At 55.3% G+C, this 19,805-nt stretch carries 28 protein-coding genes; 20 read left to right on the forward strand and 8 right to left on the reverse strand.

Features of this window, described 5'->3' with window-relative positions:
- Nucleotides 1-19 precede the first annotated feature (19 nt).
- The 6 genes from astA to ACMGF7_RS17880 all read left to right on the forward strand — a co-directional run bounded on the left by astA (nt 20) and on the right by ACMGF7_RS17880 (nt 8,136).
- On the forward strand, nt 20-1,054 hold the full coding sequence (gene astA / locus ACMGF7_RS17855) for an arginine N-succinyltransferase (protein WP_004934585.1): 1,035 nt from the start codon (nt 20-22) through the stop codon (nt 1,052-1,054).
- Nucleotides 1,054-2,526: a succinylglutamate-semialdehyde dehydrogenase gene (astD, locus tag ACMGF7_RS17860; protein ID WP_197799778.1), complete on the forward strand. Its 1,473-nt coding sequence runs from the start codon at nt 1,054-1,056 to the stop codon at nt 2,524-2,526. The genes astA and astD overlap by 1 nt, the downstream gene beginning before the upstream one ends.
- 52 nt (nt 2,527-2,578) lie before the next feature.
- Nucleotides 2,579-3,919, forward strand: a complete 1,341-nt coding sequence (gene astB, locus ACMGF7_RS17865; RefSeq protein WP_015378173.1) for an N-succinylarginine dihydrolase — start codon at nt 2,579-2,581, stop codon at nt 3,917-3,919.
- Nucleotides 3,920-3,929: 10 nt separating this feature from the next.
- Entirely contained in the window at nt 3,930-4,913 is a 984-nt protein-coding gene (gene astE / locus ACMGF7_RS17870; RefSeq protein WP_049240547.1) for a succinylglutamate desuccinylase, read from the forward strand.
- A 568-nt stretch (nt 4,914-5,481) separates the two neighbouring features.
- Nucleotides 5,482-6,564, forward strand: a complete 1,083-nt coding sequence (locus tag ACMGF7_RS17875; protein ID WP_049240546.1) for a porin — start codon at nt 5,482-5,484, stop codon at nt 6,562-6,564.
- 378 nt (nt 6,565-6,942) lie between these two features.
- The gene (locus tag ACMGF7_RS17880) at nt 6,943-8,136 is read left to right on the forward strand and encodes an acyltransferase family protein (protein ID WP_164094863.1); all 1,194 of its coding nucleotides are present in this window, start codon (nt 6,943-6,945) and stop codon (nt 8,134-8,136) included.
- Between the two features lie 136 nt (nt 8,137-8,272).
- Here ACMGF7_RS17880 and ACMGF7_RS17885 read toward each other — a convergent pair whose 3' ends face one another.
- Together ACMGF7_RS17885 and ACMGF7_RS17890 are read right to left on the reverse strand one after the other, a co-directional pair.
- Nucleotides 8,273-8,497, reverse strand: a complete 225-nt coding sequence (locus tag ACMGF7_RS17885) for a biofilm development regulator YmgB/AriR family protein (RefSeq protein ID WP_049240272.1) — start codon at nt 8,495-8,497, stop codon at nt 8,273-8,275.
- 123 nt (nt 8,498-8,620) lie between these two features.
- The gene (locus ACMGF7_RS17890; protein ID WP_004934567.1) at nt 8,621-8,812 is read right to left on the reverse strand and encodes a YebW family protein; all 192 of its coding nucleotides are present in this window, start codon (nt 8,810-8,812) and stop codon (nt 8,621-8,623) included.
- 228 nt (nt 8,813-9,040) lie between these two features.
- On the opposite strand from ACMGF7_RS17890, the gene lysM reads away from it, so the two are divergent.
- The 5 genes from lysM (at nt 9,041) to ACMGF7_RS17915 (ending at nt 11,923) form a co-directional block, all read left to right on the forward strand.
- Entirely contained in the window at nt 9,041-9,487 is a 447-nt protein-coding gene (gene lysM / locus ACMGF7_RS17895) for a peptidoglycan-binding protein LysM (protein ID WP_015378169.1), read from the forward strand.
- 265 nt (nt 9,488-9,752) lie between these two features.
- Nucleotides 9,753-9,908, forward strand: coding sequence for a hypothetical protein (locus ACMGF7_RS17900; RefSeq protein ID WP_004934560.1), 156 nt, complete (start codon nt 9,753-9,755; stop codon nt 9,906-9,908).
- A 23-nt stretch (nt 9,909-9,931) separates the two neighbouring features.
- Nucleotides 9,932-10,096 (forward strand): hypothetical protein, encoded by a 165-nt coding sequence (locus ACMGF7_RS17905; protein ID WP_170310328.1) that lies wholly within the window; start codon nt 9,932-9,934, stop codon nt 10,094-10,096.
- A gap of 103 nt (nt 10,097-10,199) precedes the next feature.
- Entirely contained in the window at nt 10,200-11,141 is a 942-nt protein-coding gene (locus tag ACMGF7_RS17910; protein ID WP_049240274.1) for a pirin family protein, read from the forward strand.
- 428 nt (nt 11,142-11,569) lie between these two features.
- Nucleotides 11,570-11,923 carry a DUF1304 domain-containing protein gene (locus tag ACMGF7_RS17915; RefSeq protein WP_044031053.1) on the forward strand — a complete coding sequence of 118 codons (354 nt, stop codon included), beginning with the start codon at nt 11,570-11,572 and terminating at the stop codon, nt 11,921-11,923.
- A 21-nt stretch (nt 11,924-11,944) separates the two neighbouring features.
- Here ACMGF7_RS17915 and ACMGF7_RS17920 read toward each other — a convergent pair whose 3' ends face one another.
- Nucleotides 11,945-12,331 carry a helix-turn-helix domain-containing protein gene (locus ACMGF7_RS17920; protein ID WP_004927697.1) on the reverse strand — a complete coding sequence of 129 codons (387 nt, stop codon included), beginning with the start codon at nt 12,329-12,331 and terminating at the stop codon, nt 11,945-11,947.
- Nucleotides 12,332-12,777: 446 nt separating this feature from the next.
- Nucleotides 12,778-12,990 carry a YccJ family protein gene (locus ACMGF7_RS17925; protein WP_420286559.1) on the reverse strand — a complete coding sequence of 71 codons (213 nt, stop codon included), beginning with the start codon at nt 12,988-12,990 and terminating at the stop codon, nt 12,778-12,780.
- A 184-nt stretch (nt 12,991-13,174) separates the two neighbouring features.
- On the opposite strand from ACMGF7_RS17925, the gene ACMGF7_RS17930 reads away from it, so the two are divergent.
- Nucleotides 13,175-13,414, forward strand: coding sequence for a DUF2766 family protein (locus ACMGF7_RS17930; protein WP_420286561.1), 240 nt, complete (start codon nt 13,175-13,177; stop codon nt 13,412-13,414).
- Nucleotides 13,415-13,454: 40 nt separating this feature from the next.
- On the opposite strand, the gene ACMGF7_RS17935 is transcribed toward ACMGF7_RS17930, so the two are convergent.
- Nucleotides 13,455-13,688: a YobH family protein gene (locus tag ACMGF7_RS17935; protein ID WP_004927690.1), complete on the reverse strand. Its 234-nt coding sequence runs from the start codon at nt 13,686-13,688 to the stop codon at nt 13,455-13,457.
- A gap of 160 nt (nt 13,689-13,848) precedes the next feature.
- Between ACMGF7_RS17935 and ACMGF7_RS17940 the strand changes: the two genes are divergently transcribed.
- Together ACMGF7_RS17940 and ACMGF7_RS17945 are read left to right on the forward strand one after the other, a co-directional pair.
- Nucleotides 13,849-14,007, forward strand: a complete 159-nt coding sequence (locus ACMGF7_RS17940; protein WP_004927688.1) for a PhoP/PhoQ regulator MgrB — start codon at nt 13,849-13,851, stop codon at nt 14,005-14,007.
- A gap of 81 nt (nt 14,008-14,088) precedes the next feature.
- Nucleotides 14,089-14,364: a YebO family protein gene (locus ACMGF7_RS17945; RefSeq protein ID WP_033640075.1), complete on the forward strand. Its 276-nt coding sequence runs from the start codon at nt 14,089-14,091 to the stop codon at nt 14,362-14,364.
- 39 nt (nt 14,365-14,403) lie between these two features.
- On the opposite strand, the gene fos is transcribed toward ACMGF7_RS17945, so the two are convergent.
- Entirely contained in the window at nt 14,404-14,811 is a 408-nt protein-coding gene (gene fos / locus ACMGF7_RS17950; RefSeq protein ID WP_049240276.1) for a fosfomycin resistance glutathione transferase, read from the reverse strand.
- 170 nt (nt 14,812-14,981) lie between these two features.
- Here fos and ACMGF7_RS17955 point away from each other — a divergent pair, with 170 nt between their 5' ends.
- From ACMGF7_RS17955 to ACMGF7_RS17965, 3 genes are all read left to right on the forward strand, one after another.
- Complete coding sequence (locus ACMGF7_RS17955) at nt 14,982-15,284, forward strand: phage protein NinX family protein (protein ID WP_004927682.1); 303 nt, start codon at nt 14,982-14,984, stop codon at nt 15,282-15,284.
- A gap of 74 nt (nt 15,285-15,358) precedes the next feature.
- On the forward strand, nt 15,359-15,595 hold the full coding sequence (locus ACMGF7_RS17960) for a DUF4060 family protein (RefSeq protein WP_004927680.1): 237 nt from the start codon (nt 15,359-15,361) through the stop codon (nt 15,593-15,595).
- A gap of 175 nt (nt 15,596-15,770) precedes the next feature.
- On the forward strand, nt 15,771-17,132 hold the full coding sequence (locus tag ACMGF7_RS17965) for an amino acid permease (protein ID WP_049240277.1): 1,362 nt from the start codon (nt 15,771-15,773) through the stop codon (nt 17,130-17,132).
- A 46-nt stretch (nt 17,133-17,178) separates the two neighbouring features.
- Here ACMGF7_RS17965 and ACMGF7_RS17970 read toward each other — a convergent pair whose 3' ends face one another.
- Nucleotides 17,179-17,469 carry a hypothetical protein gene (locus ACMGF7_RS17970; RefSeq protein ID WP_004927675.1) on the reverse strand — a complete coding sequence of 97 codons (291 nt, stop codon included), beginning with the start codon at nt 17,467-17,469 and terminating at the stop codon, nt 17,179-17,181.
- Between the two features lie 219 nt (nt 17,470-17,688).
- Between ACMGF7_RS17970 and ACMGF7_RS17975 the strand changes: the two genes are divergently transcribed.
- Nucleotides 17,689-18,723 (forward strand): MBL fold metallo-hydrolase, encoded by a 1,035-nt coding sequence (locus ACMGF7_RS17975; RefSeq protein WP_015378161.1) that lies wholly within the window; start codon nt 17,689-17,691, stop codon nt 18,721-18,723.
- 84 nt (nt 18,724-18,807) lie between these two features.
- Here the strand turns inward: ACMGF7_RS17975 and ACMGF7_RS17980 are convergent, their stop codons facing one another.
- Nucleotides 18,808-19,098: a hypothetical protein gene (locus tag ACMGF7_RS17980; RefSeq protein ID WP_197799011.1), complete on the reverse strand. Its 291-nt coding sequence runs from the start codon at nt 19,096-19,098 to the stop codon at nt 18,808-18,810.
- Between the two features lie 306 nt (nt 19,099-19,404).
- Here ACMGF7_RS17980 and ACMGF7_RS17985 point away from each other — a divergent pair, with 306 nt between their 5' ends.
- Nucleotides 19,405-19,521 (forward strand): DUF2627 domain-containing protein, encoded by a 117-nt coding sequence (locus tag ACMGF7_RS17985; protein WP_002211058.1) that lies wholly within the window; start codon nt 19,405-19,407, stop codon nt 19,519-19,521.
- Nucleotides 19,522-19,562: 41 nt separating this feature from the next.
- A complete protein-coding gene (cspE, locus tag ACMGF7_RS17990) occupies nt 19,563-19,772 on the forward strand; it encodes a transcription antiterminator/RNA stability regulator CspE (RefSeq protein WP_002221949.1) in 210 nt (69 codons plus the stop codon).
- Nucleotides 19,773-19,805: the final 33 nt, after the last annotated feature.

A 19,805-nucleotide genomic window follows, 5' to 3' on the forward strand; every position in this document is an offset into this window, starting at 1 on the left:
TTCAGAAGAGGTTCGCATTATGATGATTATTCGCCCTATAGAGCGTCGCGATCTGGCGGATTTACTGACGCTTGCCGGTAAATCCGGCATCGGTCTCACTTCACTGCCGCAGAATGAAGATACCTTGTCGGCGCGCATTGAGCGGGCGTTAAAAACCTGGCAAGGCGAACTTCCGCAAAGTGACCAGTGTTATTTGTTCGTGTTGGAAGACAGCGAGCGCCGGCAGGCGGTGGGGGTCTGCGCAATTGAAGTGGCCGTCGGCCTGGCGGAACCCTGGTACAGCTTCCGCGTCGGCACGCAGGTGCACGCCTCCAAACAGCTGAACGTCTATAAATCGGTGCCGACGCTGTTCCTCAGCAACGACCATACCGGCCATTCGGAGTTGTGTACGCTGTTCCTCGATCCGGATTATCGCCACGGCGAGAACGGCAAGCTGCTGTCGAAGGTGCGTTTCCTGTTTATCGCCGCGTTCCGTGAACGCTTCTCCCGGCGCCTGATCGCCGAGATGCGCGGTTTCTCCGATGAAAACGGCCGTTCGCCGTTCTGGGAGAGCGTCGGTCACCGTTTCTTCTCCATCGAGTTCGCCAAGGCGGACTACCTGAGCGGCACTGGGCAAAAGGCGTTTATCGCCGAGCTGATGCCGAAACACCCGTTGTATGTCGATTTCCTGGCCGAAGATGCGCAGAAAGTGATTGGCGAAGTGCACCCGCAAACCCTGCCGGCGCGCCGGTTGCTGGAGGCGGAAGGCCTGAGTTATCAGGGCTACGTCGATATCTTCGACGGCGGCCCGACGCTGGAAGCCGAGATCGACCATATCCGCGCGGTGAAGCAGAGCCGCCTGGTGAAAGTGGTGCTGGATGACACGCCGATGCGCGCCGATGCGCCGGTGCATCTGGTGGCCAACGACAACTATCAGAATTACCGCGCACTGTTGGTCAATGCCGATCTGTATGACGACCGCCTGCATATCAACGCCGCCACCGCTGCGGCGCTGGGCGTCGAGCAGGGCAGCCCGGTGCGGGTGCTCCCCCTTATTGCACAGGAGAAAGCATGATGTCCCATCCTGCTCTGTTGATTAACGGCGTCTGGCGGCAGGGCCGCGGCGCCGAGTTCGGCAAGGCCGATCCGGTCGGCAACCAGCCGCTGTGGCGCGCTAACGCCGCCGACGCCGCCGACGTCGCCGCTGCCTGCGAAGCCGCGCGCGCCGCGTTCCCCGCCTGGGCGCGCACGCCGTTCGAGCAGCGCGAACAGCTGGTGAAACGCTTCGCCGCCTTGCTGGAAGAACATAAACAGTCGCTGGCGGAAACCATCAGCCGCGAGACCGGCAAACCGCGCTGGGAAACCCTGACCGAAATTCAGGCGATGATCGGCAAGGTGGGCATTTCACTGCAGGCCTATCAGGCGCGCACCGGTTTTAGCCAGACGGCGATGGCCGACGGCGCTTCGGTGCTGCGCCATCGCCCGCACGGCGTGCTGGCGGTGTTCGGGCCTTACAACTTCCCCGGCCATCTGCCGAACGGCCATATCGTGCCGGCGCTGCTGGCCGGAAACTGCGTGGTGTTCAAGCCGAGCGAACTGACGCCGCTGACCGCCGAGGAGACCCTGAAGCTGTGGCTGAAGGTCGGTCTGCCGGACGGGGTGATCAATCTGGTGCAAGGCGGCCGCGAAACCGGCGAAGCCTTGGCGGCCAGTGCGGATATCGACGGTCTGCTGTTTACCGGCAGCGCCGGCACCGGCTACCATCTGCACCGCCAATTGGCGGGGCAGCCGGAGAAGATCCTGGCGCTGGAGATGGGCGGCAACAATGCGCTGATCGTCGACGGTTTCGAGGATCGCGACGCGGCGGTCAACCTGGCTATCCAGTCGGCATTTATCTCCGCCGGTCAACGTTGCACCTGTTCGCGTCGCATTCTGGTGAAGCAAGGGGCGGAAGGCGATGCCTTTATCGCGCGTTTGGTTCAGGTGGCGGGCGAACTGCGCGTCGGCCGTTGGGATGCCGAACCGCAGCCGTTCATGGGCGGGGTGGTGTCGGCTGCCGCGGCGGAAAACATGCTGAAAGCGCAGCAGCGCTTGCTGGCGTTGGGCGGCAAATCGCTGCTGGCCATGCGTCTGCTGGAGCCGGGCAGTTCGCTGCTCAGCCCGGGCATCATCGAGCTGACCGGCGTGGCCGGCGTGCCGGACGAAGAGTACTTCGGGCCGTTGACCACCATCGTGCGTTACCGCGATTTCGACGAGGCTCTGCGGCTCGCCAACCAGACGCGCTACGGCCTGTCGGTGGGATTGGTCTCGCCGCAGCGCGAGCTGTTCGAGCGGCTGTTGCTGGAAGCGCGCGCCGGCATCGTCAACTGGAACAAGCCGCTGACCGGGGCGTCCAGCGCGGCGCCGTTCGGTGGCGTGGGGGCCTCCGGCAACCATCGCCCAAGCGCCTTCTATGCGGCGGACTATTGCGCCTGGCCGATGGCTTCGCTGGAAAGCGAAAGCCTGTCGCTGCCGGCGACGCTCTCGCCGGGCTTGTCGTTCCGTTAATCGTCTGCGGCGGCGCGATGGCGCTGCCGCACGCTATCCCCAGGGGATAAACATGTCAGGATATGAAGTCAATTTCGACGGTTTGGTGGGGCCGACGCACCACTATGCCGGGCTGTCGTTCGGCAACGAGGCATCGACGCAGCATCAAAACAGCGTATCGAACCCGAAGCTGGCGGCGAAACAAGGTTTGCTGAAAATGAAGGCGCTGGCCGATCTCGGTTTCCAGCAAGGGGTCTTGCCGCCGCAGGAGCGGCCGCATTTGCCGATGCTGCGTCGCCTGGGTTTCAGCGGCAGCGATGAGGCGGTGCTGGCGCAGGCGATGCGTCAGTCGCCGCGCTTGCTGTCGGCGCTCAGCTCGGCATCGTGCATGTGGACCGCCAATGCGGCCACCGTGTCGCCTTCGGCGGACAGCGCCGACGGCAAGGTGCACTTCACCGCCGCCAACCTGAACAACAAATTCCACCGCGCCATCGAAGCGGAAACCACCACCGCCGTATTGCGGGCGATGTTCAGCGACGATCGGCATTTCGCCCACCACGAGGCGCTGCCGCAGGTGGCGTTGTTCGGCGACGAAGGGGCGGCCAACCATAACCGTTTGGGCGGCGACTACGCCAGGCGCAGCGTGCAGGTGTTCGTCTATGGTCGTCAGGAGTTCGGCGGCGAAACGGCGCCGGCGCGTTATCCGGCGCGCCAGACGCGCGAAGCCGGCGAGGCGATCGCTCGCCTGCACCAGTTGGATGAACAGCATACGGTCTTCGTGCAGCAAAACCCGGCGGTGATCGATCAGGGCGTGTTTCATAACGACGTGATTGCGGTCAGCAACCAGAACGTGCTGTTCCATCATCAGCAGGCGTTTTACCGCCAGCAACAGGCGCTGGATGAAGTGCGCCGCAAGATGGCGACGCTGGACAGCGAGCTGGTAGCGATCGAAGTGCCGACAGAGCGCGTCTCGGTAGCGGACGCGGTGGCGACCTATCTGTTCAACAGCCAAATTCTTACCAAACCGAACGGCAAGATGATGATCGTCGTGCCGGAGGAGTCGCGTCAGCACGCCGGCGTGTGGCGTTACCTCAACGACATGGTCGGCAGCGGCGGCCCTATCGATGAAATCCGCGTGTTCGACCTGCGTGAAAGCATGCGCAACGGCGGCGGCCCTGCCTGCCTGCGGTTGCGGGTGGCGCTCAACGAACAAGAGTTGAGAGCGGTCAATCCACGCGTGATGATGAACGATCGGCTGTTCGCAACGTTGAACGAGTGGGTCGATCGTCATTACCGCGATCGCCTGACGCAGGATGACCTGGCCGATCCGCTGCTGCTGCGCGAAGGGCGCGAGGCGCTGGATGCGCTGACGTCGATCCTCGGTCTCGGCGCCATTTATCCGTTCCAACGCTAAGGGAGGCAGCATGATCGATCTACTGCCCCTGACGCTGGAAGGGAACGAACCCGTCGAATGGCAAGGTGAAATACCGCAGCTGCGGTGGCGCTGGCAGGGGGAAGGGGTGCTGGAGCTTACGCCGCGACAGCCTTACCGCCAGGCGATGGTGATGTCGGCGGGCGTGCACGGCAATGAAACCGCGCCGATTGAACTGCTCAATCAACTGGTCGGCGATCTCCTTGCCGGCCGGTTGCCGCTGACGGTGCGACTGTTGGTGGTGCTGGGCAACCCGGCGGCGATGCGGGCCGGCAAGCGTTATCTGCACAGCGATATGAACCGCATGTTCGGCGGCCGCTACCGCAACTTCGCCGCCAGCGGCGAAACCGTGCGCGCGCAGCAGTTGGAGCGTGCGCTCGCCGCCTTTTTCGATGGGGAGCAGGCGGCGCGTTTCCATTACGATTTGCACACCGCCATCCGTGAATCGCGTTTGCCACGTTTCGGCATTCTGCCCTTTCAGAAACGCCCGTACAGTGAGCCGATGTTGAAGCTGCTGGATGCCGCCGATCTGGATGCGTTGGTGGTACACAGTGCGCCGGGCGGGACTTTTAGCCATTACTCCAGCGAACATCTCAATGCGGCGAGCTGTACGCTCGAGCTGGGCAAGGCGCGGCCGTTCGGCAGCAACGATCTGCAGCAGTTCGCCGCCATCGATCGCGCTCTGCGGGCGGCGGTCAGCGAAGGGGCGCTGCCGACGCGTGCGGGCGCCGAGATTCGGGTTTTCCGTGTGATGCACTCGTTGATCAAGCACAGCGAAGATTTCAAACTGCATCTGGACGATGACACGGCCAACTTCACCGAACTGCAACCGGGTATGTTGCTGTGCGAGCAGCCGCAGGAGGACTATCGCGTGGGCCAGGAGGGGGCGTGGATACTGTTCCCTAACCCCAGTGTGGCGTTGGGCCTGCGTGCCGGTATGTTGTTGAGCGAAGTTTCCCGCTCTACGCTGTATTGATTTATCCACGGTGGCGCCGTCAGCGCGCCGCCGTTATTCCTTTCATTATTTTAATCTGCTATTTCCCGCTATTTTTATTCCCGTAAGGCGAATTTTATTCGTCACTAATCCGCGTCTTTATGCGAATGAATAGAAGGCAGTGTCAGGTCGTTATCTGAAAGCCTTAATTGCCTGGTGAGTTTGTTAAGATAAAAATGTGAAATAAGTAACGTTTTTAATAACCATGCTAATCTTGTTGTTACTTTTGAATCGCGCAGAAAGCACGCAAAACGAAACCGAATTGTACTATCTTGGTGCAATGCACCGTTTTGGTTATAACTTATGTGATAAAAAATTCTTATATTCAATGAGTTGAGTAATTTCTTTTTTGACATATTCAGTTACAAATAAACATGCTTTCTCCTCGTTGTTTCATGAACTTTTTGATTTTAAGTTTTGATTCATGATGCTAATGTCACATCACCCCGGCATTAGGGGAGCTCATAAAATACCAAAAGATAAAATCACAGCCCAAATTATAAATTGGGCGTGACGGGCAGGGTTCTAATTATAATATCTAGGAAAATAAATGATGAAACGCAGTGTATTAGCCTTAGCTGTCGCCCTCGGGGCGATCACCTCCTTCGCCAACGCGGCTGAAATCTACAATAAGGATGGCAATAAACTCGACCTGTACGGCCGCGTTAACGCCAAGCATTATTTCAGCGACAGTAAGTCCAACGACGGTGATATGACCTATGTTCGCCTGGGCTTCAAAGGCGAAACGCAAATCAATGACCAGTTGACCGGCTACGGCCAGTGGGAATACAACGTCCAGGCCAATCACGACGAAGCGCAGGGCACCGCCGGCACCAAAACGCGTCTGGGCTTCGCGGGGCTGAAATTCGGCAACTACGGTTCTTTCGACTACGGCCGTAACTACGGCGTGGTGTATGACGCCGAGGCTTACACCGACATGCTGCCGGAATTCGGCGGCGACTCCTACAGCTATACCGATAACTTTATGACCGCCCGTTCCAACGGTTTGGCCACCTACCGCAACCGTGATTTCTTCGGTTTGGTGGAAGGCCTGAATCTGGCGCTGCAGTATCAGGGTAAAAACGACGGTGACGGCCGCAGCGTGACCAAGCAAAACGGCGACGGTTACGGCCTGTCTCTGGACTACCAGGATATCGGCGGTTCCGGCATCGGCGTAGCGGCGGCGTTCTCCGATTCTAACCGCACCAGCGCTCAGAAAGCGCTGCAGTATGGCAAGGGTGACAGCGCTACCGCCTGGACCACCGCGGTGAAATACGACGCCAACCAGGTTTACCTGGCTGCGATGTATGCCGAAACCCGTAACATGACGCCGATCAGCGTCAACGGCACTTCCGGCTTCGCCAATAAAACGCAAAACTTCGAAGTGGTGGCTCAGTATCAATTCGAGAACGGCCTGCGTCCTTCCGTGGCCTACGTGCAGTCCAAAGGCAAGGATATCGAAGGGATCGGTGATGCCGACCTGGTGAAATACGTGGAAGTGGGGGCGACTTACTACTTCAACAAAAATATGTACACCTACGTTGATTATCAAATCAACCAGTTGAGCGACGACAACAAACTGAAACTGGCTAACGATGATATCGTGGCCGTCAGCTTGACGTATCGCTTCTAAGCGGCTCCATTCATTGTTATCAGTCAGCAACAGGGACACTGCTGCCTGATAATGAAAGGTATTACCTTCTTCCTGTGTCGGGAAAAAGCGGCTTGTCCTTCATAGTGAAAGCTCGGATGAGGTTATCGCGGGCAATGGGGGGCAAGCCTTCCTTGTAATGCGCATCATGCTTTAATCCGCACGGCTGATTATCGGCAAATTTTGACCGTCATGTCCCCTTGGTCATCGGACTGAACATGGCGATTAGCGCTGATGACACCGAAAAATGTAAAGCTGGGGCTGAGGAGCGTACGTAACTATTAGAGATTATTTACTAAATCTTTACACATGAGATTCTGGTGATAGTATGAGAAGCTTGGTATCCATGGGGTCATAAGAATGTCCACTTCTCTAGTGTTTTTTTTCGCTTTTTTATTAGCGATAGTATTAAGTTACATTACTGTATCAATTAGCAAATTCACCCCGTTAAACATCAGACTCCCCGAAGGGCGTCGGTCTGGCTGCATTGATGGCCTGCGCGGCTATCTGGCGTTAATGGTGGCCGCACATCATTATTTTATATTTTATGGCTGGCTGCAAACTGGGCAGTGGTTGCCACCAAAAATTAATTTTATAAATAACTTCGGCAAGGTTGCTGTTTGTTTATTCTTCATGATTACTGGTTATCTTTTTATTGGGAAAGTCTACAAAGATAAACAGGCGTCAATTAAAATCTCTTGGGCTAAAATCTATATATCTCGGGTATTTAGAATTTTCCCACTGTACCTTGTGGCTGTTGCCGTGACGATACTTTATACGTTCATCGTGCATGGGTATCAGTTGAATGTAACGTTGCCCCAGCTTGCAAAAGAAATTGTCAGTTGGTTGCTATATATCGGTGACTCGGTTAATGGCGATCCTGATGCAAAAAGAATCACTGCCGGCGTGACCTGGACCTTAAAGTATGAATGGCTTTTCTATCTTTCGTTACCATTGCTTGCCGTTTTTTTCAGTAAGAAAACCACCACTGCGTTGCTTGTAGTGCTGGCAATAGCTATTTATTTCAGTGGATTACATGTTAAAGGGATTGATTGCAAATATATTATTTTCTTTGTTCTCGGTGGTTTAGCCTTTGCGATAGAGCAACGTTATGGTGAAGTGCTGCGTTCCGTCATAAATAATTCAGCGATATCAATGATAAGTGTTTTTGCTATATCTTTTGCGGTGTTTTTTGTTAAGGATCCGCTCGGGTTGTTGGGTGTGATGAGTATGTTTTTATTTTTTGTTCCTGTTGTAATGGGGAACTCTGCTTTCGGTTCTTTGTCCGGGGTTGGAGCAGTCAAGTTAGGTGAGATTAGTTTTAGTCTCTATCTGCTGCATGGCATTTTAATGTATACAATCTTGGTTTTCTCTATCGACAGCAGCCAATTAGGTAGTATGAACGGCTATCTTATTTTTATGCCGTTAGTTATGAGTGCGTTAGTCATTCTTTCATTGATTACGTACAAAATGATAGAAAAACCGTTTATTAATTTTGGCAGAGCATTGGTTAACGGGAACAGTTTAAAAAAAAATCTGTCGAAGGTCCGCTGAGATACGGGACATATCGATAAGGGCCAAAATGCGATGAAAAACGCCAATCAGTGTAATCTGATTGGCGTTTTTTATTACTGCTTACATGCGCGGTTTTACAGTAAGAAATGCTCAATCTCTACACAACGCGAGTGGGTTAGCCTTTGGGCGCCAACCCAACCAGCTCAATGGCGGAACGCAGCGCGGCGAAACGTTGTTGATCCTGCTCACGCTCTATTTCGGTCACCAGCTGTGAAAGAATATTGCCGCCGGATACTCTTTTATGGTTTTTGATTAACTGCAACACTGCGTCGCCTAACGCCAGGCTGACGTCGCGCAGCAGAGTTTCATATTGCTCGTTGGAATGAGCTGATACTGGCATGACCTTTCTCTGTCTCTCTCTTCTTCGGGAGCCGCAATTTAGCAAAACAGCGGCCTTATGCCTCGGAGGAAGACGAAGTTTCTGATGAAATCAGAAATTCCTCAGTATCGTGCGGGAAGGGGATTAAAAATCCGAATATTCGCTGGCTGGCAACCAGAAGCCGTCGATAAACTCTTCCATGGGATAACAACCGGCATGTCGCAAGTTCTGTTCCTTCATCGCGACCAGGCATTGCGGCTCGTCGCGCAATATATCGACCACCATTTCACTGCAGCCGCCATCCAGATAACAGACAAACATCACCAATGCGTACATCGTCGCACGCCTCCTTCGTCGAGTTGCCTTGTCTGCAACAGTGTAGGTAGAAAAGCGCGATTTTTCAGCATCATTGCACGATTAATCGCCATGGAAACGCCGCTGACGACACTTTCGGAATACTCTACCCGTTTCTGACGCCCTGAGCGGATGGCATATCCTTTTGTCGATGCTAAGCTTAACAAGCCTTACTTAAACGCATTACTGCAACCATCAAAAGGAGTGAATATGGGCTTGTTTAACTTCGTCAAAGAAGCGGGCGAAAAACTGTGGGATACAGTCACCGGCAATGCCTCCGCCGAAGATCAAAGCGCCAAACTCAAGGAGCATCTCGATAAGAGCGGCCTGCCGGGCACCGACAAAGTGAATGTGCAGGTGGTCGATGGTAAAGCCGTAGTGACCGGCGACGCCGTCAGCCAGGAGTTAAAAGAGAAGATCCTGGTGGCTATCGGCAACGTGGCGGGTATCAGCGGTGTGGAAGACAAGGTGGCGGTAGCGCAATCCGACGCCGAGAGCCGCTTCTATACCGTGAAGAAGGGCGACACGCTGAGCGCGATCTCTAAAGAGATGTATGGCAACGCCAATCTGTACAACAAGATTTTCGAAGCCAACAAGCCGATGCTGTCGAGCCCGGACAAGATTTATCCGGGGCAGGTGTTGCGTATCCCGCAATAACGCGTCGGTTTACCCTGGCCCGGTTACGTACCGGGCTTTTTTTTGTCCTCTGCAATCCGCGTCTCTTATTTCCTTGCGCTCTCCATGCCAGTTACATCTCCCCTGTGTACTTGCTCGCTCACCGGCAGGCGCGGTGTTGACCCTGATGGGGAAAATTGATAGCGTCATCCCCCGGTTGAGGCCGGAGCGACCAAGTCAGCGACGTTGGCGCCTTATTCTGAGGGGATGTTTTGCCCCGCCAAACAGCAACGCAGCAGTTGAACGAGTGAAAACCGATTTAGTGAAACAAGAGCGTAACGCCTCAACGGATAAAAATTATCGAGAAACCTTGGGTGATGCGCAATTTGCGATCGTCGTGTTGGCGGTGGCGTCCTGCTCACTGATTATCTTTACGCTGGCGGTCACGCTGTGGGTGACCTGACGCGATTAACTAGGGGAGATAAAATGGAGCCTAATCTCCATGATGAAACCAAACTGCTGGCGATCATCGGCCTGTTGGTGTCCGTGCTGCTGGTGGTATCAATTCTCTTTGGCGTGACCTATTTCTCCGATCTCAGGCACGCGCATGACGAGATAGACATCAAGAGCTGCTATATCAAAGCACCCTGAACCGCGCGAACGTGTCTGAGCGTCACCGCTCTGTGGGGGCTGTCCTGTGTTAAGCTTGGGGGATTACCCTTGGCGAATCGGCGCCATTCAGGAGGTCTTTGCGATGAGTCAGTCACGTCCTACGCTCTTTTCACCTTCACGCGAATGCCCCGTCGTTGACGGCGTGCGCCAGATACAACGTATTGACGTGCGTAATGCCGAAGTGGGGGGCATCCCGATCAACCGTGCGTTGCCAACTCGGGAGCGGCGCACCGTCGGCGCCTGGTGTTTTCTCGATCACGCCGGGCCGACGGTATTCAACGGCACTTCGCCCGGCATGGATGTGGGGCCGCATCCGCACATCGGGCTGCAAACGTTCACCTGGATGATCGAGGGTGAGGTGCTGCACCGAGACAGCCTCGGCAGTGAACAGGTGATTCGCCCAGGGCAGGTTAATCTGATGACCGCAGGGCGCGGCATTGCGCACACGGAACAGTCGGTGGGCGAGCAGCGGCGGTTGCATGCCGCACAATTATGGATCGCGCTGCCTGCCGAACATGCCGACATGGCACCACGCTTCGATCATTATCCTGATTTGCCGCAATGGCAGAATAATGGCGTGAATCATCGTTTGTTGGTCGGAGAATTTGGCGCTTATCGTTCACCGGTGTTCACTCTTTCGCCATTAATCGCCATTGATCTGGAATGGGAAGAAGCGGCAAGAATCGAATTGCCGTTGCGCGATGATTATGAAATTGGCTTTTTGCCCCTTATTGGTGCGTTTGAACTTAATGGTGAAACTTTTTCACCTGACGAATTCGCCTATTTAGGTGTGAAGAATAACTCTATTGGGTTAAATGCGCGAAAGGGCAGCCGGGGATTATTAATCGGTGGAGCACCACTGAACGAAGAGATCCTTATCTGGTGGAATTTCGTAGGACATACCAAGGCTGAAATTACTCGGGCTCAGCATGATTGGGAGCAAGAGGCGCCGCGTTTCCCGGCGGTTGAAGGTTATTCTGGTGAGCGTATGACCGCACCACGCCTGCCCTGGAGCGATGTTTGATAGCGTTAGGATATAATCACCGCGATTATTCGGCTTATTTCGCTCTAATAAGGCGCAATTAATGTGATCGCGGCTCCAGCTTTTACGACAATATAAGGTTTCTCGACGGAAAAGTGATCTGGCGCATATAATGACAACGAGAAGAAGTTTAGGATATTCCTCAGGAAGTCAGGTTGTCTCCCATTAGTCAGATGTCAGTGAGGTCATTATGAGCCAGGTACTCTATCGTGCAAGACTGTCCCATGTCGTGGTTGCCACGGCGCTGTTTTGGGTCTCTGTCGCGGCATTGTTGGTCGCCGTATTAAACTAACCTCAAAAAATGACTCCTGCATAAACCCGCTTCGGCGGGTTTTTTTATCTCCGCCGATGGGGAGGCGAGCGAAGGCGTTTATAATTGATGGCATCTTCAATAAACGACTGGAACCATCATGAAGTTCTTTGCCGATATTTTGCTGCTGCTCATCGCAGCGCTCCATCTTTATATCCTGGTGCTGGAAATGTTCCTGTGGCGTACGCCCCTCGGCAGGCGCGCATTCGGCACAACGGCGGAGTTCGCCGCAGCCACGCGGGTGTTGGCCGCCAATCAGGGGTTGTACAACGGCTTTCTGGCGTTGGGGTTGGTATGGAGCTACTGGCGTGGGGATATGGCGCTGCAGCTGTTCTTTCTCGGGTGTGTGCTGGCGGCCGGGGTGTTCGGCGGGTTGAGCGCCAGCCGCAAAATTCTGTGGGTGCAGGCGCTGCCGGCCGCGATCGCGATGCTGGCGGTCTGGGGGGCGCGTTAACCCGCCGACTTGCGGCGAGCTTCAGGCGGATTTTTGGTGAATGACGTGCAGCGGCGGATCGATGTGCAGATCAACGCTCAAATCCTGGCGGAAATCATAGGGTGTGATATTAAAACGCTTTCTGAACATGTAGGTGAAGTGGGACTGTGAACCGAAGCCAAAGTCCAGGGCGATGTCGAAGATCGACGCTTCACTGCTGCGCAGTTGATAGACTGCGCCGGCCAGACGGCGTTCGCGAATGTATTTACCGAGCGAAATCCCTGTCGCTTCTTTGAACAGCTTCTGCATGTGCCACAGCGAGTAGCCGGAATACTCGGCCAGCTCTTCGAGATGGATCACTCGTCCGAGGTGAGTTTCGACCCATTTGCTGAGGGCGCAGACCAACGAGAGGTGGTGTTCTTGTATCATCAGTGCGTCAGTGTGAGACCTACATAGCGGTGAAGTATACACAACTTGCCGCCGTGGACAAAAATGCCGCCGGTGACGGGGGACAATTATTCGGAAAAACCGTTTGACCGCCGCTTGTCAGCCGAAAGGAAAAACGGCTAATCTGAGACTGCCGCCGCCGCGGTGGGGGACGCAAAGAAAGCCGCAGCAAGAACCGCCAAAACAGAGTCAGCCGTAACAACTCAACGTTGATGGGGTGATCGCATGTTAATGACAGTGATTATTACTCTGGTTGTAATCGTGGGCGTCGGCGCTTTTATGGCGACGCCGGTGATGAGCATGAAGAATGCGGAAGGTGTGGGAGGTGAAGAACCGTGAGAGCAAGAAGACATGCACGCCGCTGAGCGGGGCGGGCGCTAATCGGGAAAGCCTGGGTCAGAAACCCGGGCTTTTTGTTGCGTAACCGCTCAAACGTTTTTCCGCTCGACGGTTTCCTCTCCCCAATAAAGCTGGTCGGCGGTGGTTTTGGCAAAGGCCTTCTCCAACGCCTCATCACTGCCTTCTTCCCAGATTTTCTGCGCCAACACTTCATCGTTCCTTGCCAGCTCAAAAATGGCTTCGGCGATTTCCACCGAAGTTTCACGCACTGTCGCCCAGGATTTCACATTGTGATTCGCCATAACTTTCTCCTGTTGGTTGTGGCTTGCGGGTGGTTTTTACCACCGCCATGCAGCAAGTATAGGCCAATCCGCCGCAGGCTTTTGCCCGCCGGTGCGCAGAATGGGGAAAAAGACGGGGAGTGCGGGCAATGGCGCGGACGCCATGCTATTCTGTGCGGCGTTTGAATCAAGAAGGAAATTTATTATGTCTGACATGCTGAGCAACGAGCAGGAACTGGCTTCCGATCTGGTCGCTTGCCAACTGGTCATCAAACAGATTCTGGACGTTATCGACGTCGTTGCGCCGACCGAAGTGCGCGACAAGATGGCGGGTCAGCTCAAAAGCATCGATTTCTCCACGCATCCTGCCGGCGCCGATCCGGTGACCCGCCGAGCGATTGACAAGGCGATTGCGCTGATCGAGATGAAGTTTACCCGCAACTGAGGCGGGGCCGCCGCAGAGCGGCGGCGTCGGGCGGTGGCGGTTAATCCACCACCGTTTCGATTTTCTTGAACAGCGGGCAGTCGGCTACGCCGATGAAACCGTTGTCGCCATTCACGTACTGGGCGATCGCCACGTTGCGCGCCGTCAGGTATTTGCACTGCAATCCCAACCCGCCAACGTTTTTGTTGCTGCCGATCAGCACGCCGTAGCCCGAGATCAAAAAGCCGCCGTAAATGACCGCCAACACCAATACCCACTTAATCAATTTGCTCATCGTATTTCCTCGTTATCCCTGAGGGGGCATCTAGCCACGGCGCCTATGCGAGGGCAAGAGTAACAGTCTGAAAACCGGGCGATAGCCAGAAATCTAAACGGAAGTTAAACTTCGTTTAACTTCGCTGTGATAACATGCGCGATAGATTACCAAGATAACAATGAGGCTGCTAAATTTGTTACGAAAAAAAATCCTCGTGATAATGACGGCCGTCGCTGCCTGCCTGTTTTTCTACCTGCTGGCGCTGGACAGCTATTGCGACGATGGTGGAAATTTTGCGTTGGGCATCTGTTCGGTGACCCGCTTCGTGCCCTGGTAAGCAATTTTTGGCAGGGATGTTCGCACGGCTGCCGCGAGTGTTAAGATGGCGGCCTGAATTTCGCAGTAGATAGGGTTGTCCATGTACGATTTAGGTTTTGGCCAGAATGGCCTGTTGTCGCTGGCCCTCGCCGCCGTGGCGTTGCTGGCCGGGCTGTGGGTCTGGTTCCTGGTGAACCGCGCCAGCGTGCGCGCCAATGAGCAGATTCGCCTGCTGCAGGAGATTGCCGAGCAACAACGCCAGCAAACGGCGCTGTTGAAGCGTATGGCGCACCGCGCCGGCGCAGACGGCGCCGCTGCTGCTGACGACGATCTCAACCCCGCGCTGGATTTCAAAGGTTTCATCCCCGAACGTTGAGCATGATGCCCCGGCCGACGGCAGCGTCGCCGGGGCGCCTCAGTAAAACACCATGTCCTGATACGGCTTTTCCCGGCATGCCGCCAGGCGGCTGGCCAAATCGCCGGCATGGATCTCCAATTGATGCCCATCGGGATCGAGAAAATAGAGTGATTCACCTTCGCTGCGATTGCTTTTCCACTCTTCGACGCCGGCCTGGCGCAACCGCTCGCTGACCTGCTCAATGTGTTCCGGCGCGACGCTGAAGGCGTAATGGGTGTAATCGCGCTCACGTTGTTGCATGCGCGTTTCATCCAGCGACAGGCATAGCCACAACGGCCCTAACGACAGATAGGCGCCGCCTTGCCAGCGGGCGTGCGGGATAAATCCCAACAGATGACGATAAAAATCGAAGCTGCGATCGATATTGCTGACGGCGAGCGTCAGATGGTTAAGGCCGGTCAACATGCATGCGTTCTCCGGGCGCTGAATAGGGAGAAAAGTTTACGCAGACGCTAAGGAAAGATAAAGGGGATAAAGCATTAGTAGAGATAATGTGAAAACCGGCGGCGCTGTCATAAAACTGTCGTACAGACATCGTAATGTAGCGCGAACCTTACGAAAGATGGATGAAGCCGATGATTAAATGGTACGAAGAAAGCGATGCCGAAGTGAACCGCAGCATTGCGCTGTTGACCGGAGAGAACCCGGACAAGTGGTATCCCTACGGTGGTGTGAAAGGTAAAGATTACTGCAAGAATCCCTCCGATGCCTGGCCGATCATTTGCGCCAACAAAATCAGTCTGAACCCCGACAACCAAAGCGACAGCCCGCAGTGGCAGGCGCGCATGAGCACTCAGGGCGGTGAATGGCAGGCGGACAGCGCCAGCCCGCTGCGCGCGGCGATGATCTGCTTCCTGATGAGCCGACAGGCTAACTGAGTCGAACAATACCGGTGATTGGTAAGAGTTTCTCCTTTTTCTAATAACAGAGCTGTCGTTGGCGGAGGCTGTTTATGAAGCGCATTATCAAAGGTGATAAAAACTTGTCTCATCTGGTGATTGCCCATGCGGCGATCGATCGTCATGCCGAAAGCTTCGGCCAGCGCCGTCAGGGCTGGCCCTCGACCTACCTGATAAAATATCAAAACGATCGCGTGGCGGTGGAAGTGGTCACGCGTAGCCAATCTTATGTCGCCACGCTGATGATCGGCGCGCGCAATCTGACCAAACTGTGCGGTATGCCTGGCTAAACGCTGCCGTTATCCGCTTTCTCGCGGTAAAAAAATCGCGCTCCGGCCTGCCGTCTCGGGGCGCTTCTCCTTGATGCTCACGGGGTTAAGTGTTAAAAAGCCGCCCGCAGATACATTTATTGATTGGTGAAATCTTGGCCGATAACGGCAAGGGTATACGCCATATGAGGATAAGATGGGCGGTCAGCATCAGGATACTCCGCTAAAACGCGGTTTAAAAAACAGACACATACAGCTTATTGCCCTTGGGGGCGCCATCGGTACCGGTTTATTTCTCGGCATTGCGCAAACCATTAAAATGGCCGGCCCCGCCGTGCTGCTGGGCTACGCCATCGGCGGTTTTATCGCGTTTTTAATCATGCGCCAGCTGGGTGAAATGGTGGTGGAGGAGCCGGTCGCCGGCTCTTTCAGTCACTTTGCCTATAAATACTGGGGCGATTTCGCCGGCTTCCTTTCCGGCTGGAACTACTGGGCAATGTTCATTCTGGTCGGCATGGCGGAATTGACCGCCGTCGGCATCTACATTCAGTACTGGTGGCCGGAGATCCCCACCTGGGCCTCCGCCGCGCTGTTTTTCGTGCTGATCAACCTGATTAACCTGGTGAACGTGCGCCTGTACGGCGAAACCGAGTTCTGGTTCGCCATCATCAAGGTGGTGGCGATTGTCGGCATGATCGTCTTCGGCGCCTGGCTGTTGGCCAGCGGTAACGGCGGGCCGCAGGCCAGCATCACCAACCTCTGGCAGCAGGGCGGCTTTATGCCGCACGGCTTCTCCGGGCTGGTGATGGCGATGGCGGTGATCATGTTCTCGTTCGGCGGGCTCGAGATGGTCGGCATCACCGCGGCGGAAGCCGCCGATCCGCGCCGCAGCATTCCCAAAGCCACCAATCAGGTGGTGTACCGCATCCTGATCTTCTATATCGGCTCGCTGACCGTGCTGCTTTCGCTCTATCCGTGGGGGCAAGTGGTGGAGGGCGGCAGCCCGTTCGTGCTGATCTTCCATGCGCTGAACAGCAATCTGGTGGCAACGGTGCTCAACGTAGTGGTATTGACCGCCGCGCTGTCGGTCTACAACAGCGGCGTTTATGCCAACAGCCGCATGCTGTTCGGGCTGGCCAGCCAGGGCAATGCGCCGCAGATGCTGACGCGCGTGAATAAACGCGGCGTGCCGGTGCTGTCCATCGCGCTGTCGGCGTTGATTACTTCAATCGGCGTGCTGATCAACTACCTGATGCCCGGCAAGGCGTTTGAGCTGCTGATGGCGCTGGTGGTGTCAACGTTGGTGATCAACTGGGTGATGATCTGCCTGGCGCACCTGAAGTTCCGTGCCGCCAAGAACCGCCAGGGCGTCATCCCCAGCTTTAAGGCGCTGTGGTATCCGTTCGGCAACTACCTGTGTCTGGCGTTCCTCGGCCTGATTCTGGTGATCATGTATTTCAGCGAAGGGATCCGCATTTCGGTGCTGCTGATGCCGGTATGGGTTGCGGTGCTGTGGTGCGGGTTCATGCTGACGCGCCGTAAAGGCGCCAAGCGTTAATCTGCGTGCTGCGGAGGCGTATTGCCCGCCTCCGCTTCTTTTCTCGTTAGCCGCGCGGCATAAAGGCGCGGCTCTCACCGTGACCCCGCCCCAGCAGTTTCCGGCACAGCAGCAGCAGGGTGCTGATGACGTCGATGGCGACTACGCTGAGCATCAGCAGAGTCAGCATGAAGAACCCAAGCAGCGAACCGCCCAGCAGCACCAACGGTGCAGGCACGCGCAGCCGGCGCAGCTTCATGGCGAAATACATTTTCCAGTATTGCTTCTGCGCCAGCAGCGCGCTGCGAATTCGACGCCCCAGGCCGATGCCTGATTTGCGGGATGTAGAACGACTCATAACTTCTCCTTTTCTGTATGCCCTACAAGTCAATCACAAAGATCTTAAGAGAGTCTTAACGGGCTCTTGGCGGCCCTGGCTTTCCACCGGAGTGAGACAACAGCATACGGCAAAAGGTCCCGAGATGCAGCGCACGGCTGACAAAGTGCGAGCTTCATCGGGTTTGTTACACTGAAAGTCATGCCCGTGCAGGGCGCTGTGGTCGGGAGAAAAGGCAGGATGAAAAGAATCAACCGTTATTACGACGCGGCCAAGGCGCATCATACGCCGGAGGGATTTCGCAACCTGGAACCTTCGCGGCGTCAGGAGGGCGATCTTCGGCGTTGGCAAGATGAACGCAAGCGGCAGGGGTTGCCCAGGCCGCCGCAGCAGGGTTACGCGCAATTTACCCAGCGCTGGTGGCAACCTGCCGATCTCAGTGGCAGCGACGACAGCGTCTGGTGGTTGGGGCATGCCTCGATGCTATTGCGATTGAGCGGCCGCTATATCCTGATCGATCCGGTATTGTCCGAACGTGCATCGCCGCTGAGCTTTTACGGCCCAAAGCGCAGAACGCCGCCGCCGTTGACGGTGGGGCAACTGCCGGCGGTGGATGTGGTGCTGATCTCCCATAACCATTATGACCACCTCGACAGGCGCACGGTGCGGCAATTGGCGCGGCGTTTCCCACAGGCCGAGTTCATCGTGCCGTTGGGGTTGAAGCGCTGGTTTCGCCGCTACCGGCTGAAGGTGCATGAACTGGACTGGTGGCAGAGCCTGTCACTGGGCGAGCTGACGGTCTATGCCACGCCGGCGCGGCACTGGAGCATGCGCACGCTGTGGGATCGCAATCGCTCGCTGTGGTGCGGGTGGGTGATCCACCATCCGGCGCTACGGTTTTATTTTTCCGGCGACAGCGGTTATTCGGAACGGCTGGCGGAGATCGGTCAACGGCTGGGGCCGTTCGACGTGGCTGCGTTGCCGATCGGCGCCTATGCGCCGCGCTGGTTTATGCAGGAGCAGCATATGGATCCGCAGCAGTCGGTGGCGCTGTATCGCGAACTGAATCAGCCGCGAGCCATTCCCATCCATTGGGGAGTATTTGAATTGGCGGATGAATCGCTGGACGAACCGCCGCAGCAGCTGAACCTGGCCCTGAGCGAGGCGGGGTTGGAGCAGCATCAATTCCTCCCGCTGAAGATTGGCGAGCGCATCGCGTTGCAGGGCTCATCGCCTGCGTTACCTAATCACCCGGCGGCGCAGCGGGATGAATAAAGTCAATGGTTTGAAAGCGCAGCTGTAATTAGCAGAATTGATAAGTGCGGGTGGTAATTCAAATAACCCCCGTATTTTCAGGATTTAATTCAACGTTGAATTTTCGTTATTGATAAGATTATTCCGGCTATTGAGGTTAATGACATTCGGATTATTTATGATGAAACCACAGACAGCGGAAGATGTGCCGGCGCTTTGCATGCTTATGCATCCGTTGTGCAGGGCGGAGACGTCGCCGCCGACCCGTGCGCCGTTCTCGACAGCGCCGTTTGGCGGCAGGGCGGAAAGCCGATGATGAATGGGCTTTTCGGCGGTAAATGGTCGGAGGAGCGATGAATAAATTGGCCCCCGTTCATCGATATTCAGATGTTGCATATCAAATTCCATAAAGATTCAAATTTTTTAACGCTATAAGCGGCAAAAAAGCGGAAATGGTGAGACGCAAAGGCGTCAAGACGATGAAAGTTTTGTTAAAACTCCAGCAGAATGCGGGGTCTGGCGCAGTGATTTTGGCAAGCAGAAAATAGCCGATGCTTCAACATCTTTTGGCCTATTTAAGCAAATGTGGCGCTCGACCGTTTCAAATATGTGCGACATGTCGTTCAGTGATTAAAAATGGCTTGCCATCGCATACAGAGTATGTGATAACGCATCTGGGTAAAACGAGGTACAGTTCTGTATATGTGTGGCATTTTCAGTAAAGAAGTTCTGAGTAAAGACGTTAGCGTTGAATACCGCTTCTCTGCCGATCCTTATCTTAGTGCCTCAAGCAGTAACGACTCTAGTTTGTCTATGTAACGCCCTCGGGCGGTTTAAACAATCCAAAGGAAATACTCAAGATGGCAAAGATCAAAGGTCAAGTTAAGTGGTTCAACGAGTCTAAAGGTTTCGGTTTCATCACCCCGGCTGACGGCAGCAAAGACGTGTTCGTACACTTCTCTGCAATCCAGGGTAACGGCTTCAAAACCCTGGCTGAAGGCCAGAACGTTGAGTTCGAAATCCAAGATGGCCAGAAAGGCCCATCTGCAGTAAACGTTACTGCTATCTAATCAGCGTCAGCTGTACAAAAAGCCCGCCTTCGC

Source organism: Serratia sp. BNK-17, assembly GCF_048684935.1.
Lineage (GTDB): Bacteria > Pseudomonadota > Gammaproteobacteria > Enterobacterales > Enterobacteriaceae > Serratia > Serratia nematodiphila.

What these genes read in the sequence shown, in the direction of transcription:
- astA (WP_004934585.1), top strand. Translation starts at nt 20, where the DNA reads ATGATGATTATTCGCCCTATAGAGCGTCGCGATCTGGCGGATTTACTG.
- astD (WP_197799778.1), top strand. Translation starts at nt 1,054, where the DNA reads ATGTCCCATCCTGCTCTGTTGATTAACGGCGTCTGGCGGCAGGGCCGC.
- astB (WP_015378173.1), top strand. Translation starts at nt 2,579, where the DNA reads ATGTCAGGATATGAAGTCAATTTCGACGGTTTGGTGGGGCCGACGCAC.
- astE (WP_049240547.1), top strand. Translation starts at nt 3,930, where the DNA reads ATGATCGATCTACTGCCCCTGACGCTGGAAGGGAACGAACCCGTCGAA.
- ACMGF7_RS17875 (WP_049240546.1), top strand. Translation starts at nt 5,482, where the DNA reads ATGATGAAACGCAGTGTATTAGCCTTAGCTGTCGCCCTCGGGGCGATC.
- ACMGF7_RS17880 (WP_164094863.1), top strand. Translation starts at nt 6,943, where the DNA reads ATGTCCACTTCTCTAGTGTTTTTTTTCGCTTTTTTATTAGCGATAGTA.
- ACMGF7_RS17885 (WP_049240272.1), bottom strand. Translation starts at nt 8,497, where the DNA reads ATGCCAGTATCAGCTCATTCCAACGAGCAATATGAAACTCTGCTGCGC.
- ACMGF7_RS17890 (WP_004934567.1), bottom strand. Translation starts at nt 8,812, where the DNA reads ATGTACGCATTGGTGATGTTTGTCTGTTATCTGGATGGCGGCTGCAGT.
- lysM (WP_015378169.1), top strand. Translation starts at nt 9,041, where the DNA reads ATGGGCTTGTTTAACTTCGTCAAAGAAGCGGGCGAAAAACTGTGGGAT.
- ACMGF7_RS17905 (WP_170310328.1), top strand. Translation starts at nt 9,932, where the DNA reads ATGGAGCCTAATCTCCATGATGAAACCAAACTGCTGGCGATCATCGGC.
- ACMGF7_RS17910 (WP_049240274.1), top strand. Translation starts at nt 10,200, where the DNA reads ATGAGTCAGTCACGTCCTACGCTCTTTTCACCTTCACGCGAATGCCCC.
- ACMGF7_RS17915 (WP_044031053.1), top strand. Translation starts at nt 11,570, where the DNA reads ATGAAGTTCTTTGCCGATATTTTGCTGCTGCTCATCGCAGCGCTCCAT.
- ACMGF7_RS17920 (WP_004927697.1), bottom strand. Translation starts at nt 12,331, where the DNA reads ATGATACAAGAACACCACCTCTCGTTGGTCTGCGCCCTCAGCAAATGG.
- ACMGF7_RS17925 (WP_420286559.1), bottom strand. Translation starts at nt 12,990, where the DNA reads ATGGCGAATCACAATGTGAAATCCTGGGCGACAGTGCGTGAAACTTCG.
- ACMGF7_RS17930 (WP_420286561.1), top strand. Translation starts at nt 13,175, where the DNA reads ATGTCTGACATGCTGAGCAACGAGCAGGAACTGGCTTCCGATCTGGTC.
- ACMGF7_RS17935 (WP_004927690.1), bottom strand. Translation starts at nt 13,688, where the DNA reads ATGAGCAAATTGATTAAGTGGGTATTGGTGTTGGCGGTCATTTACGGC.
- ACMGF7_RS17940 (WP_004927688.1), top strand. Translation starts at nt 13,849, where the DNA reads ATGAGGCTGCTAAATTTGTTACGAAAAAAAATCCTCGTGATAATGACG.
- ACMGF7_RS17945 (WP_033640075.1), top strand. Translation starts at nt 14,089, where the DNA reads ATGTACGATTTAGGTTTTGGCCAGAATGGCCTGTTGTCGCTGGCCCTC.
- fos (WP_049240276.1), bottom strand. Translation starts at nt 14,811, where the DNA reads ATGTTGACCGGCCTTAACCATCTGACGCTCGCCGTCAGCAATATCGAT.
- ACMGF7_RS17955 (WP_004927682.1), top strand. Translation starts at nt 14,982, where the DNA reads ATGATTAAATGGTACGAAGAAAGCGATGCCGAAGTGAACCGCAGCATT.
- ACMGF7_RS17960 (WP_004927680.1), top strand. Translation starts at nt 15,359, where the DNA reads ATGAAGCGCATTATCAAAGGTGATAAAAACTTGTCTCATCTGGTGATT.
- ACMGF7_RS17965 (WP_049240277.1), top strand. Translation starts at nt 15,771, where the DNA reads ATGGGCGGTCAGCATCAGGATACTCCGCTAAAACGCGGTTTAAAAAAC.
- ACMGF7_RS17970 (WP_004927675.1), bottom strand. Translation starts at nt 17,469, where the DNA reads ATGAGTCGTTCTACATCCCGCAAATCAGGCATCGGCCTGGGGCGTCGA.
- ACMGF7_RS17975 (WP_015378161.1), top strand. Translation starts at nt 17,689, where the DNA reads ATGAAAAGAATCAACCGTTATTACGACGCGGCCAAGGCGCATCATACG.
- ACMGF7_RS17980 (WP_197799011.1), bottom strand. Translation starts at nt 19,098, where the DNA reads ATGCAACATCTGAATATCGATGAACGGGGGCCAATTTATTCATCGCTC.
- ACMGF7_RS17985 (WP_002211058.1), top strand. Translation starts at nt 19,405, where the DNA reads ATGTGTGGCATTTTCAGTAAAGAAGTTCTGAGTAAAGACGTTAGCGTT.
- cspE (WP_002221949.1), top strand. Translation starts at nt 19,563, where the DNA reads ATGGCAAAGATCAAAGGTCAAGTTAAGTGGTTCAACGAGTCTAAAGGT.